Raw genomic sequence first — 13,567 nt, forward strand, 5'->3', positions numbered from 1 at the left:
GGCGCCCCCACGCCCCGTCGCCGGCTTCTCAGACCCGGTCGGGTTCGTCGACGCCGTCGGTCGCGAGCAACTCGCTCTCGACCGCTCCGCCGTAGCCCTCGGCCTGCGGATCCCCGTGGAGGCCGCCCGACACGGCGTACTCCTCTTCGGGCGACAGGATGAGTCGGTGCCGGCCCCACAGTGCGAAGATCGCGAGCATCACGGCGTACACGACGCCGATCGCGATGATCGCCGGCACGAAGGTCGGGTTCAGGAGGAAGCCGAGGAAGATGAGCGCGGCGATCACGGCCGCGACCACGGCCCCGGGGACGCCCCACGGGCTGCGGTACGGGCGATTGGCGTTCGGGTACTTGCGGCGGAGGATCACGAACGCGACCATCTGCAGCAGGTACGCGAGCACCGCGCCCCACACGGCGATGTTCAGCACGATCGCACCGGCGACCGCTCCGGCCCCTGCGGCGTCGACCTGGGCGAGCAGGTCGAGCGCGATGAGGGCGACGAAGCCGATGACCGCGCCGGCGACGAGGGCGACCCACGGCGTCTGCCGCTTGCCCGTGAGCGAGAGGAACTTCGGGTAGTAGCCGGCGCGCGAGAGCGAATACATGTTGCGGCCGTAGGCGAACATGATGCCCTGCAGCGAGGCGAGCAGGCCGATGAGGGCGAAGAGCGCGAGGAGTGCAGCCAGCTCGTCGCCGACGATCGCGCGGAAGCCGTCGAGCAGCGGCTCCCCCGCCGTGCCCGTGGCCTCCGCGCCGACGACGCCGGTGTTGAGGAACAGCACGAGCAGGCCGGTGACGATGAGGGTCGCCCGAGCGATGAGCCCGGCACGCGGGATGTCGCGCACGGGGTCGTGCGACTCCTCCGCAGCGAGCGGCAGTTCCTCGATGCCGAGGAAGAACCACATCGCGAACGGCAGGGCGAAGAGGATCGGCAGCACGCCGTGCGGCAGGAACGCGGTCTGTCCGGCGTCGGGCACGATGTCGAAGAGCTTGTCCCACGAGAACTGGCCCGAGAAGATCGCCATCGCGCTGAAGACGAGCAGGATCGCGATCGAGATGATCGAGACCACGATCGCGAACTTGAAGGAGATGCTCGCGCCGGCCGCGTTGATGCCGATGAAGACCAGGTAGAGGATCACCCACCAGATCCACTGCGGCATCGAGAAGCCGAGCAGCTCGCTCGTGATCGCGTCGGCGTACGAGCCGGAGAAGAACACGATCACGGCGGTCGTCGCGACGTACTCGATCGTCTCGGCGAGGCCGGTGACGAATCCGCCCCACGGCCCCATGGCCGCCCGGGAGAACGAGTAGGCGCCGCCCGTGTGCGGCATCGCCGACGACATCTCGCCGATCGAGAAGATGAGGCCGTAGTACATGACGACGAGCACGGCGAAGGCGATGAGCATGCCGCCGAAGCCCGCGAAGTCGATGCCGAAGTTCCAGCCCGAGAAGTCGCCGGAGATGACGGCCGCGACGGCGAGGCCCCAGAGGCCCCAGACCCCTGCGGTGCGGGTGAGCTTGCGTTTCTCGAAGTACCCGGCCTCGGCCGTCGTGTACTTCACTCCCGACACTTTGAGCGTGTCCTTGGTCATGGCGGTTCCCTTGCTCTCTCGAAGCGCGGCCGCAGCAGCGCGGGGGGTGGGATGCGTTGGCCTGAACTATAGAGCGCCCAATGGTTGCTCGTACAGACCTTTCTCGAACAACTTTGTTCGAACCCACCCCGAAGTCGGCCGAAACCACTGAACCCGTTCCGCCCACCGTGTGATGTAATGGTCGGCAACACCAACCATTCACCGACTCGAGGAGGCGTCAACGGATGACGGCACCCACCGGATACCTCACCCTCGACGCCCTGCGGGGCGCGGTCGCCGACGGTCACGTCGACACCGTCATCGTCGCGTTCACCGACATGCAGGGCCGCCTCGTCGGCAAGCGCGTCTCCGCGCGGCTCTTCCTCGACGACGTCGCCGCGCACGGCGCGGAGTGCTGCAACTACCTGCTCGCCGTCGATGTCGAGATGAACACCGTCGACGGGTACGCGATGTCGAGCTGGGAGCACGGCTACGGCGACATGGCGATGATCCCCGACTTCTCGACCCTGCGCATGGCGCCCTGGCTCGAGGCGACGGCGCTCGTCACGGCCGACCTGCAGTGGCTCGACGGCGCCCCGGTCGAGGCCTCGCCCCGGCGCATCCTGCAGCGACAGCTCGAACGTCTCGCCGAACGCGGGCTCACCGCCTTCGTCGGCACCGAGCTCGAGTTCATCGTCTTCGACGACTCGTTCCGCACCGCCTGGCAGAAGGGCTACCGCGACCTCACGCCGGCCAGCGACTACAACATCGACTACGCGCTGCTCGCCTCGACCCGCATGGAGCCCCTGCTCCGCGACATCCGGAACTCGATGGACGCCGCCGGCATGTACTGCGAGGGCGTGAAGGGCGAGTGCAACCTCGGCCAGCAGGAGATCGCGTTCCGCTACACGGATGCGCTCGGCACGTGCGACAACCACTCCGTGTACAAGAACGGTGCCAAGGAGATCGCCGACCGGCACGGCAAGTCGCTCACCTTCATGGCGAAGTTCAACGAGCGCGAGGGCAACAGCTGCCACATCCACATCTCCCTGCGCGGCGCGGACGGCGAAGCCGTCTTCAGCGACCCGGATGCCCCGCACGGCATGTCCACCCTCTTCCGCCGGTTCCTCGCCGGCCAGGTGGCCGCGATGCGCGAACTCACGCTCTTCTCCGCCCCGAACATCAACTCCTACAAGCGCTACGTCGCCGGCAGCTTCGCCCCGACCGCGATCGCCTGGGGTCTCGACAACCGCACGTGCGCGCTGCGCGTCGTCGGGCGCGGGCTCGGCATGCGCGTCGAGAACCGCGTGCCCGGCGGCGACGTGAACCAGTACCTCGCCGTGGCCGCCCTCATCGCGGCAGGGCTCGCGGGCATCGACGGCGAACTCGAGCTCGACGACATGTTCGAGGGCAACGCCTACGAGAGCGACGTGGCGCGCGTGCCCGCGACCCTCCGCGAGTCGGCCGAGCTGTTCGCCGGTTCGGCGATCGCCCGCGAGGCATTCGGCGACGAGGTCGTCGAGCACTACCTGAACAACGCGCGCATCGAGCTCGCCGCCTACGACGCGGCCGTCACGGACTGGGAGCGGGTGCGTGGCTTCGAACGACTCTGAGCGGATGACCGCTGCACCGATGCCCCAGAGCCCGGTGATCGGCATCACCACCTACCTCGAGCAGGCGCAGACCGGGGTGTGGGACGTGCGCGCCTCGTTCCTGCCGAAGGTCTACATCGACGCGGTGACCGACGCCGGCGGCATCGCGGTGCTGCTCCCGCCGCAACCCGCCGACGCCGCCGTCGCGCGCGCCGTGCTCGGCACGCTCGACGGTCTCATCGTCTCGGGCGGCGCCGACGTCGACCCCGCGCGCTACGGTCAGGCGCCGCACGAACGCACCGGAGCGCCGCGCACCGATCGCGACGACTGGGAGGACCACCTGCTGACGGCGGCGATCGACCTCGAGCTGCCCTTCCTCGGCATCTGCCGCGGCGCCCAGATGCTCAACGTCGCGCTCGGCGGCACGCTCGTGCAGCACCTGCCCGACGTCGTCGGCAGCGACGCGTACCAGCCGGGCCCCGCGCAGTTCGGCGAGACCTCGGCGACCGTCGAACCCGACTCGCGCCTCGCGGCGGTGCTCGGCGACGCCGCGACCCCCCTGCCGATCCACGTCTACCACCACCAGGCGCTCGACGCGGTCGCCGACGGCCTGCGGGTGACCGCACGCACCGACGACGGCGTGATCGAGGCCGTCGAACTCGAGACCGTGCCGTTCGGTATCGGGGTGCAGTGGCATCCCGAGGAGAACGCGGCCGACCGCCGGCTCTTCGCCGGCCTCGTCGAGGCGGCCCGCGAGCACCGCGCCGCCCGCACGGCGAACGCCCCTTCCGAAAGGACCCCGTCGTGACCCACACGATCGTCAACCCCGCCGACGAGAGCGTCGTGACCACGGTCTCCGCCGCCTCGATCGAGGACACCGACGCGGCGATCGCGCGCGCGGCCTCCGCCCAGCGCGAGTGGGCGCGGGTCGCCCCGGCCGACCGTGCCCGGCTGCTCCGCAGGTTCGCCGATGCCGTCGACGGCGCCGTGGAGGAACTCGCGGTCATCGAGATGCGCAACTCGGGGCATCCGATCAGTCAGGCGAGGTGGGAGGCCGGGCATGTGCGCGACGTGCTCGAGTACTACTCCGCGTCGCCCGAACGCCTCTTCGGCCGGCAGATCCCGGTGGCCGGCGGTCTCGACGTCACCTTCCAGGAGCCGCTCGGCGTCGTCGGCGTGATCACGCCGTGGAACTTCCCGATGACGATCGCGTCGTGGGGCTTCGCACCTGCCCTCGCGGCCGGCAACGCCGTCGTGCTGAAGCCCGCCGAATGGACGCCGCTCACGAGCATGCGCCTCGCCGAGCTCGGCCTCGAGGCCGGCCTGCCCGACGGGCTCTTCCAGGTGATCCCCGGCCAGGGCTCGGTCGTCGGCCAGCGCTTCGTGACGAACGAGACCGTTCGCAAGATCGTCTTCACCGGATCCACCGAGGTCGGCAAGCAGATCATGGCCGGCTGCGCCGACCAGGTGAAGCGCGTGACGCTCGAACTCGGCGGCAAGAGCGCCAACATCGTCTTCGCCGACTCCGACCTCGAGCGCGCCGCCGCGACCGCGCCCTACGGGGTCTTCGAGAACGCCGGGCAGGACTGCTGCGCCCGCAGCCGCATCCTCGTCGAGCGCAGCGTCTACGAGCGCTTCATGGAGCTGCTCGAGCCGGCAGTCGCCGGGGTGCGGGTCGGCGACCCGGCCGACGAGGGCACCGAGATGGGCCCGCTCGTCGCGGCGGCCCACCTCGACCGCGTGCGCTCCTTCGTACCGGATGACTCGGAGCTCGCGTTCCGGGCCTCCGCCCCGACCGGCCCTGGCTTCTGGTTCCCGCCGACCGTGCTCACGCCGTCCCGCGACTCGCGCACCGCGCGCGAGGAGATCTTCGGCCCCGTCGTCTCGGTCTTCCCGTTCGACGACGAGGACGACGCCGTGCGCTTCGCGAACGCGAGCGAGTACGGTCTCTCGGGCTCGATCTGGACCCGAGACCTGAGCCGCGGCATCCGGGTCGCCCGTGCGATCGAGTCGGGAAACCTCTCGGTCAACTCGCACTCCTCGGTGCGCTACTCGACGCCGTTCGGCGGGTTCAAGCAGTCGGGCCTCGGCCGCGAGCTGGGACCCGACGCACCGCTGGCCTTCACCGAGACCAAGAACGTCTTCCTCGCCGTCGACTGACGACCCGAACCCTACGACAGGAGCACCATGACCGACCTTCCACGCATCGACCTCACCCAGCGCCTCGCCGGCCGTGTGGCCGTCATCACCGGCGGCGCCTCGGGCATCGGCCTCGCGACCGCCAAGCGCCTCGCCGCCGAGGGCGCGCACGTCGTCATCGGCGACATGGACGCCACGACCGGACCGGCCGCCGCCGAGCTCGTCGGCGGCCTCTTCGTGCAGGTCGACGTCACCGACGAGGTCCAGGTCGACCACCTGTTCGACGAGGCCGCCCGCGTCTACGGCTCGGTCGACATCGCCTTCAACAACGCCGGCATCTCGCCGCCCGACGACGACTCGATTGAGACGACCGAGCTGCCCGCCTGGCAGAAGGTGCAGGACGTCAACCTGAAGTCGGTGTACCTGTGCTCGCGCGCGGCGCTGCGGCACATGGTCGCCCAGGGCCGCGGCTCGATCATCAACACGGCCTCGTTCGTGGCGGTGCTCGGCTCGGCGACCTCGCAGATCTCGTACACCGCATCGAAGGGCGGCGTGCTCGCGATGAGCCGCGAGCTCGGCGTGCAGTTCGCCCGCCAGGGCATCCGCGTGAACGCCCTCTGCCCGGGCCCGGTGAACACTCCGCTGCTGCGGGAGCTGTTCGCGAAGGACCAGGAGCGTGCGCAGCGCCGTCTCGTGCACATCCCCGTCGGCCGCTTCGCCGAGCCCGAGGAGCTCGCCGCCGCGGTCGCGTTCCTCGCGAGCGACGACGCCTCGTTCATCACCGGCTCGACGTTCCTCGTCGACGGCGGCATCAGCTCGGCGTACGTCACTCCGCTCTAGGCTCGAAGCATGGGCGATGCGGTGGACGACGAGCAGGCGGAACCGGCCGAGGTGCTGAGCGCCGGGCTGCTGCTCACCCCGGCGCGCCCGGCCAACGCCTTCGAGGAGACGGTGCAGCGACTGCTGCAGTCCATCCGGCTGGGGCTCATCGGGCCGGGCGAGCGGTTGCCCGCCGAGCGCGAGCTCGCGAGCATGCTCGAGGTCAGCCGCGACACGCTGCGCGAGGCGATCGCCTCGCTCGCCGACGCCGGATGGGTCGTGGCCCGCCGCGGGCGCTACGGCGGCACGTTCGTCTCCGACGAGCTGCCCGTCGCGCTCCCGGCGACGCCGGGCACGGCCGACGACCCGTTCGTGACCTCCGGACGCCTGGAGGACACGCTCGCACTGCGGTCGGTGATCGAGGTCGGTGCAGCGAGGCGCGCCGCGGAGAGCGAGCTGTCGGCCAACGACCGCGAGCGTCTCTGGCAGGCCTACGAGGAGTGCAGCGCCGCTGCGGGCGAGCAGTACCGCATGGCGGATTCCCGCCTGCACCTGCTGATCGCCGAGGTGCTCGGCGCGCCGAGCGTGATCCCGCTCGTCGCCGACGTGCGCATGCGGGTCAACGAGCTCCTCGACGGCATCCCGCTGCTCGCGCCGAACATCGCGCACTCGAACGAGCAGCACCGTGCGATCGTCGGCGCCATCCTCCGCGGCAGTCCCGACGACGCCGCGAGCGCCATGGCGGAGCACCTCGAGGGCACGGAGGCGCTCCTGCGCGGCTTCTACGCCTGAGCGGATGCCGCGGCATCCGCTCGCTCGCTTCGCCGCCGCCGAACGCGGAAACGGGCCGCCTCCCGAAGGAGGCGACCCGTTCACCTGCGAACTCAGAGGAACGCGAAGGGCAGCATCGCGAGCCCGAAGGCGACCGAGCCGAGCGCGACGAGCACGGTGCCCGCGAGCATCACGGCGTTGAGCACGATGCCCCAGATGGCCATGGTGCGCGACGCGGGTTCGCGACTCAACGCCAGGATGCCGAGGACGAGCCCGATCGCCGGCACGACGAAGGTGGAGCTTGCGACGATGGAGACGAGGCCGAGCACGAGGCTCGAGATGCTGAACCCGCGCGTCTCCGCGGCCGGCGCGGCGTAGGGGTTCGGCTCCGCGAACGGCGCCTGGGTTGCGGTGTCGGTGACGGTGGTCATGTGATCTCTCTCCTGTTCGTGGGTGCCCGTCGTGGGCATACAACCAAGCTACGGATGCCGCGGGGACCGCGGTATGGGGCTATCCCCCCGGTACGATCTGATGGATCCCCACCCTTCGACTCCCCCGAAACGGAGCAGCATGACTCTGCCCTGGACCCTCCATGGCGACGGCAAGAACGTCAACCCGGGCGAGGTCGTCGCCCCCGGCGAACGCCTCAGCTGGCCGCGCACGATCGGCCTCGGTGCCCAGCACGTCGTCGCGATGTTCGGCGCGACCTTCCTCGTGCCGATCCTCACGGGCTTTCCGCCCGCGACGACCCTGTTCTTCTCGGGTCTCGGCACGATCCTCTTCCTCGTGATCACGAAGAACCGCGTGCCGAGCTACCTCGGCTCCTCCTTCGCGTTCATCGCCCCGATCAGCGCCGCGATGGGCGCGAAGGGCATCGCCGACCCGATGGGCGCCGCGCTCTTCGGCATCGTGGTCGTGGGCGTGCTGCTCGCCCTCGTCGGCCTCCTCGTGCAGTGGGTGGGCACCCGATGGATCGACGCGCTCATGCCACCCGTCGTCGCCGGTGCGATCGTCGCGCTGATCGGCTTCAACCTGGCGCCCGCCGCGAAGAACAACTTCATGCTCGCCCCGCTCACCGCGCTCATCACGCTCGCCGCGGTGCTCATCGCGAGCGTCGCGTTCCGCGGCATCCTCGGTCGCATGTCGATCCTCGTCGGCGTCGTGATCGGCTATGTCGCCGCGGCGATCCAGGGCGAGATCGACTTCGCGCGCATCGAGGGCGCCGCGTGGATCGGCCTGCCGACCTTCCACCTGCCGGCGAACCCCTTCGCCGACGCCGCAGTGTGGGGGTTCCTGCCCGCCTTCCTGCCGGTCGTGCTCGTGCTCATCGCCGAGAACGTGGGCCACATCAAGGGCGTCGCGCAGATGACCGATGCTTCGGTCAACAGGTCGACCGGGCGCGCGCTCTTCGCCGACGGCCTCGCCACGACGATCGCCGGCTTCTTCGGCGGCTCGGGCACCACGACCTACGGCGAGAACATCGGCGTCATGGCCGCGACGCGCATCTACTCGACGGCCGCGTACTGGATCGCTGGCATCGTGGCGGTGCTGCTCGGCCTCTCCCCCAAGTTCGGCGAGGTCATCAACACCATCCCGGCCGGCGTGCTCGGCGGCGTCACCACCGCCCTGTACGGCCTCATCGGCATCATCGGCGTGAAGATCTGGCTCGACAACAAGGTCGACTTCGCCAAGCCGGTCAACCAGTTCACGGCCGCCACGGCCCTCATCATCGGCATCGCGGACTTCACGTTCGCGATCGGCGGGGTCTCGTTCAACGGCATCGCGCTCGGCACGATCGCCGCCATCGTGGTCTACCACCTCATGAACGGCATCGCCAAGGCGCGCGGCACGAACTGAGGCGCACGGCTCGCACGAGCCGGTGCGCGAACGACGGATGCCCCTGGGCCGATCGGCCCCGGGGCATCCGTCGTCTCTGCCGGCAGTTCAGGCGCCGAGCAGCGCCTCGACCGGCCCGCGGGCGAAGTAGACGAGGAAGCCGGCTGCGACGATCCAGAGCAGCGGGCTGATCTCGCGGGCCCTGCCCGACAGCGAGCGCACGACGACCCAGGCGATGAAGCCAGCACCGATGCCGTTCGCGATCGAGTAGGTGAGCGGCATCACGGTGATCGCGAGGAACACCGGCAGGAGCACCGAGAACTCCGAGAAGTCGATGTGCTTGATCTGCGCCATCATGAGGGCACCCACGATGACGAGCGCCGCCGACGCGACCTCGGTCGGCACGATCGAGACCAGCGGCGTGAAGAACATCGCAGCGAGGAACAGCAGACCCGTCACGACGTTCGCGAGGCCCGTGCGCGCGCCTTCGCCGATGCCGGCGCCCGACTCGATGAAGACGGTGTTCGATGACGACGAGGTGTACCCACCGGCCACGGCGCCGACGCCCTCGACGATCAGTGCGGACTTCAGGCGCGGGAAGTCGCCCTTCTCATCGGCGAGCTTCGCCTCCTTCGAGAGACCGGTCATCGTGCCCATGGCGTCGAAGAAGTTCGTGAAGACCAGGGTGAAGACGAGCATGACGGCGGCGAGCACGCCGATGCGCTCGAAGCTGCCGAACGAGACCTGGCCGACGAGCGAGAGGTCGGGCACGCTCACGGGCGAACCGGCGAGTTCCGGAACCGAGAGGCTCCAGCCGCCCGCGTTGAACTCCTCGCCCGCGAACATCGGACCGATGTTCCAGATCGCCTCGACGACGACCGCGAGCACGGTGCCCGAGACGAGGCCGATGAGGATGCCGCCCTTGACCTTGCGCGCCACGAGGATGCCCGTGAGCAGCAGGGTGAAGATGAAGACGAGGGTCGGCACGGTCGCGACGGAACCGCCGATGCCGAGGCCGACGGGCGGCGACGATGCACCCGTCGAGGTGACGAAGCCGGCGTTCACGAAGCCGATGAACGCGATGAAGAGGCCGATGCCGACCGTGATCGCGAGCTTCAGCTGGATCGGCACGGCGTCGAAGATCATGCGTCGCAGGCCCGTCGCCGCGAGCAGCACGATGACGAGGCCGTTGATGACCACGAGACCCATCGCCTCGGGCCACGTGACCTGTCCGACGACCGAGACCGCGAGGAACGAGTTGATACCGAGCCCAGCGGCGAAGCCGAACGGCAGCCGGGCGACGAGACCGAACAGGATCGTCATGACGCCGGCGGTCAGTCCGGTGACGGCGGAGACCTGGGCGAACCCGAGCTGGTCGCCGTCGACGTCGACGCCGGACGACAGGATGATCGGGTTGAGGATCACGATGTAGGCCATCGTCACGAAGGTGACGATGCCGCCGCGCACCTCGGTCGCGACGGTGGAGCCGCGCTTGGTGATCTCGAAGAAGCGGTCGACGGGGTGGGCCGGCCTCTCGCTCTGCGGAGCCGTTTCGGGGGTCGTTTCAGTGGTCATCCGGGAACCTTCGATGAGGGACGCGCCGGAGTGCGGCGCGACGGGTGGACTGGTGTCGATCAGGTGAACAGTTTGATGACGTGCTCGCCCACGATCAGGTAGAGCCCGTAGATCACGGCGAGGCCGCTCACGATGAAGCAGACCCACGCACCGACGAGCGCTGCGCGTTTCTGGCCGTCGCTCAACGGGCTCTTCTTCGCCGCCTTGGCCGCCCGCTTCTCAGCCTGGCGGATCTCGGCGGGCGTCACCACGGTGATCGCGTCGGTGAACTCGGCCGGCGTCACGATGGGCGTGCGGCCCGAGATCGTGAGGAGCCGGACGCCGAACGAGTAGGCGGAGACGACGACGACGGTGCCGATCATCGCGGTGACGAAGACGAGGAGGAACGCGAACCAGTCGATCACGAGGTCACCTTCTTCTTCGGCTTCGGGTTGCGCTTGATCTTCACCGCACGGCCCGAGTGGGCGACTTCGCTCACCACGTTGTGGTGGGAGACCTCGTTGCGACGAGACCAGAGGAAGATGCCGGCGATGACGGAGACGCCGACGATGGTGTCGATGATGATGCCGACGACCCCCAGGTGGGCGACGACCGCGGCAAGGGCACCCACGCCGCCCGCGGCCGGCAGGGTCAGCAGCCAGCCCACGCCGATGCGGCCGGCGGTGCGCCAGCGCACCTTCGATCCTCGACGGCCGAGGCCGGAGCCGATGACCGAGCCCGAGGCGACCTGCGTGGTCGAGAGGGCGAAGCCGACGTGGCTCGACGCGAGGATGGTCGCGGCGGTCGCGGTCTCGGAGGCGAAGCCCTGTGCGGGCTTCACATCGGTCAGGCCCGTGCCGAGGGTCTTGATGATGCGCCATCCGCCCATGTAGGTGCCGAGCGCGATCGCGATGGCGCACGTGACGATGACCCAGAGCTGCACCTCGGCGCCCGCAGGCTGGAGGCCGGCGGCGACGAGGGTGAGGGTGATGACGCCCATCGTCTTCTGCGCGTCGTTGGTGCCGTGCGCGAGCGCGACGAGCGACGACGAGAAGATCTGCGCATGGCGGAACCGGTCGCGGCCGTCGGGCTTGCCGTCGTAGCGACGGGTGATCGCATAGGCGAGCTTCGTCGCGGTGTAGGCGATGAGCCCCGCCGTCAGGGGCGCGAGCAGCGCGGGCAGGATGACCTTCGACATCACGACCGCGAAGTCGATCGCGCCGACGCCGAACCCGACGAGCGCCGCGCCGATCAGGCCGCCGAAGAGCGCGTGGCTCGACGACGAGGGCAGGCCCAGCAGCCACGTGATCATGTTCCACACGATCGCGCCGATGAGGCCGGCGAAGATGAGCTCGGGTGTGATGAGCACACCGTCGTCACCCTCCTTGATGATGCCGCCCGAGATGGTCTTGGCCACCTCGGTCGACAGGAAGGCGCCGATGAGGTTCAGGATGGCGGCGAGGCCGACCGCGACCTTGGGCTTCAGCGCGCCCGTGGCGATGGGCGTCGCCATCGCGTTGGCCGTGTCGTGGAACCCGTTGGTGAAGTCGAAGAAGAGCGCCAGTGCGATGACCAGCACGACGATGAGGGTGAGATCCACCGGCGTCTTTCTCTGGGATCGGTGACTCCCGAGCTGTGGGAATTCACCAGATGTTCAAGGGACGTGCCTTGCAGAAGCAAGTCCGCCATGCACGAATCGATCCTACGTGACGGTGCTGCGCTCCTCCACCACCGTAGCGAGGTCGGCGCCGAACACGAACGTGCGCCGCACCGTGCCGCCGGCGAGCACCTCGGGCAGCCACCGGCTCGCGTCGTCCCACATCTCGTCGAGCGGGATCTCCCGCACGTCGAACCACTCGGGGTCGAGTTCGTCCGACGGCACCGGCTCGCCCGCCCATCGTCGGCTCACGAAGACGTTCGACTCCTGACTCCAGGCCTCCCGATGCGGGAAGACGTAGCTGAGCACGCCGCGCGGCTCGAGGTCGGCCGCCGCCACGACGAGACCCGACTCCTCGAAGACCTCGCGCACCGCGGCATCCGTCGCCGACTCGCCCGGCTCGAGCTTGCCGCCCGGCGCGACGAAGTAGCCCATGCCGAGCCCGTGCTTCTTGCGCCCCAGGAGCACCTCGATGCGGCCTCCCTGCTCGCGCAGGAGGTAGCAGACGCACACCTGGGGCAGCGGCACGCTCAGCCGAAGAGGATCCTCGCCTCGTCGTAGCGCGACTGCGGCACCCGGTTGAGGGTGCCGACCGCTTCCGCGATCGAGACGGTGTGGATGTCGGTGCCCCGCAGCGTCACCATCGAGCCCCATGCCTTGTCGTAAGCGGCGTCGACGGCGGCCATGCCGAGGCGGGTCGCGAGCACGCGGTCGTACGCCGAAGGGGCGCCGCCGCGCTGGATGTGGCCGAGCACGGTGGCACGGGACTCGATGCCGGTGCGCTCCTCGATCATCGGGGCGAGCTGCTCCGAGATGCCGCCGAGACGCGGCCGGTTGAATGCGTCGAGGCCCTTGTGCGAGTGCGCCTCGCTCATGCCCGGCAGGGTGAAGCCCTCTGCGACGACGACGAGCGGCGCCCGGCCGCGGTCGCGCACCGACTCGACCCACTCGCAGATCTGCTCGATCGACTGCGGCTGCTCGGGGATGAGGATCGCGTGCGCGCCGCCGGCCATGCCGGAGTGGAGCGCGATCCAGCCGACGTGGCGGCCCATGACCTCGAGCACCATGCAGCGGCCGTGCGAGTCGGCCGTCGTGCGCAGGCGGTCGATCGCCTCTGTGGCGATCTCGACCGCGGTGTCGAAGCCGAAGGAGTAGTCGGTGGCTGCGAGGTCGTTGTCGATCGTCTTCGGCACGCCGATGACGTTGATGCCGCCCTCGTCGTGCAGGCGGCGGGCCGCGGTCAACGTGCCCTCGCCGCCGATCGCGATGATCGCGTCGATGCCCTGCTCGTCGAGCATGCGCTGGATGTTCTCGGGGCCCCCGCCCTCACCCTCGAAGGGGTTGGTACGGCTCGAACCGAGGATCGTGCCGCCCACCTTGGCGAGGCCGCGCACGTCGTGACGGGTGATCGGCACGATGTCGGTCTCGACGACGCCCTTCCAGCCCCATCGGAATCCGACGAACTCGGTCTCGTGCGAGATGACGCCCTTCAGCACAGCTCCGCGGATGACCGAGTTGAGGCCGGGGCAGTCTCCGCCCGACGTGAGGATGCCGATCTTCATGCGCGTGGGACTCCTTGTTGCTCTGGGGGTGACGTCGCCGGAGCCGCTTCATCGGGGCACCACTCCG

At 69.6% G+C, this 13,567-nt stretch carries 13 protein-coding genes; 6 read left to right on the forward strand and 7 right to left on the reverse strand.

The features are described 5' to 3' along the window. Positions 1-28 precede the first annotated feature (28 nt). Entirely contained in the window at positions 29-1,591 is a 1,563-nt protein-coding gene (locus tag ASE14_RS17500; RefSeq protein WP_056658179.1) for an amino acid permease, read from the reverse strand. 224 nt (positions 1,592-1,815) lie between these two features. Between ASE14_RS17500 and ASE14_RS17505 the strand changes: the two genes are divergently transcribed. Genes ASE14_RS17505 through ASE14_RS17525 form a run of 5 tightly spaced genes read left to right on the forward strand, consistent with a single transcriptional unit; the run spans position 1,816 to position 6,912 of the window. Continuing rightward, positions 1,816-3,183 (forward strand): glutamine synthetase family protein, encoded by a 1,368-nt coding sequence (locus tag ASE14_RS17505; RefSeq protein WP_056658181.1) that lies wholly within the window; start codon positions 1,816-1,818, stop codon positions 3,181-3,183. Positions 3,184-3,187: 4 nt separating this feature from the next. Further along, on the forward strand, positions 3,188-3,970 hold the full coding sequence (locus ASE14_RS17510) for a gamma-glutamyl-gamma-aminobutyrate hydrolase family protein (protein ID WP_056658184.1): 783 nt from the start codon (positions 3,188-3,190) through the stop codon (positions 3,968-3,970). Continuing rightward, entirely contained in the window at positions 3,967-5,322 is a 1,356-nt protein-coding gene (locus tag ASE14_RS17515; protein ID WP_056658187.1) for an aldehyde dehydrogenase, read from the forward strand. Before ASE14_RS17510 ends, ASE14_RS17515 begins: the two co-directional genes overlap by 4 nt. A 27-nt stretch (positions 5,323-5,349) precedes the next feature. Next, positions 5,350-6,141 (forward strand): 3-oxoacyl-ACP reductase, encoded by a 792-nt coding sequence (locus tag ASE14_RS17520; protein WP_082601022.1) that lies wholly within the window; start codon positions 5,350-5,352, stop codon positions 6,139-6,141. 9 nt (positions 6,142-6,150) lie between these two features. Beyond that, a complete protein-coding gene (locus tag ASE14_RS17525) occupies positions 6,151-6,912 on the forward strand; it encodes a FadR/GntR family transcriptional regulator (protein ID WP_056658189.1) in 762 nt (253 codons plus the stop codon). 92 nt (positions 6,913-7,004) lie between these two features. On the opposite strand, the gene ASE14_RS17530 is transcribed toward ASE14_RS17525, so the two are convergent. After that, positions 7,005-7,322 carry a DUF4190 domain-containing protein gene (locus ASE14_RS17530; RefSeq protein ID WP_235511467.1) on the reverse strand — a complete coding sequence of 106 codons (318 nt, stop codon included), beginning with the start codon at positions 7,320-7,322 and terminating at the stop codon, positions 7,005-7,007. A 139-nt stretch (positions 7,323-7,461) separates the two neighbouring features. Here ASE14_RS17530 and ASE14_RS17535 point away from each other — a divergent pair, with 139 nt between their 5' ends. Further along, positions 7,462-8,748, forward strand: a complete 1,287-nt coding sequence (locus ASE14_RS17535) for a uracil-xanthine permease family protein (RefSeq protein WP_056658192.1) — start codon at positions 7,462-7,464, stop codon at positions 8,746-8,748. Positions 8,749-8,835: 87 nt separating this feature from the next. On the opposite strand, the gene ASE14_RS17540 is transcribed toward ASE14_RS17535, so the two are convergent. The 5 genes from ASE14_RS17540 to ASE14_RS17560 form a co-directional block, all read right to left on the reverse strand. Next, entirely contained in the window at positions 8,836-10,302 is a 1,467-nt protein-coding gene (locus ASE14_RS17540) for an NCS2 family permease (RefSeq protein ID WP_056658195.1), read from the reverse strand. A 59-nt stretch (positions 10,303-10,361) separates the two neighbouring features. Continuing rightward, positions 10,362-10,706, reverse strand: coding sequence for a peptidase (locus tag ASE14_RS17545; protein WP_235511468.1), 345 nt, complete (start codon positions 10,704-10,706; stop codon positions 10,362-10,364). Then, a complete protein-coding gene (locus ASE14_RS17550) occupies positions 10,703-11,881 on the reverse strand; it encodes an inorganic phosphate transporter (protein WP_056658198.1) in 1,179 nt (392 codons plus the stop codon). Before ASE14_RS17550 ends, ASE14_RS17545 begins: the two co-directional genes overlap by 4 nt. A gap of 102 nt (positions 11,882-11,983) precedes the next feature. After that, on the reverse strand, positions 11,984-12,466 hold the full coding sequence (locus ASE14_RS17555) for an 8-oxo-dGTP diphosphatase (protein ID WP_056658201.1): 483 nt from the start codon (positions 12,464-12,466) through the stop codon (positions 11,984-11,986). 2 nt (positions 12,467-12,468) lie between these two features. After that, complete coding sequence (locus ASE14_RS17560) at positions 12,469-13,500, reverse strand: 6-phosphofructokinase (RefSeq protein ID WP_056658204.1); 1,032 nt, start codon at positions 13,498-13,500, stop codon at positions 12,469-12,471. Positions 13,501-13,567 lie beyond the last annotated feature (67 nt).

It is taken from the genome of Agromyces sp. Root81, assembly GCF_001429165.1.
GTDB lineage: Bacteria > Actinomycetota > Actinomycetes > Actinomycetales > Microbacteriaceae > Agromyces.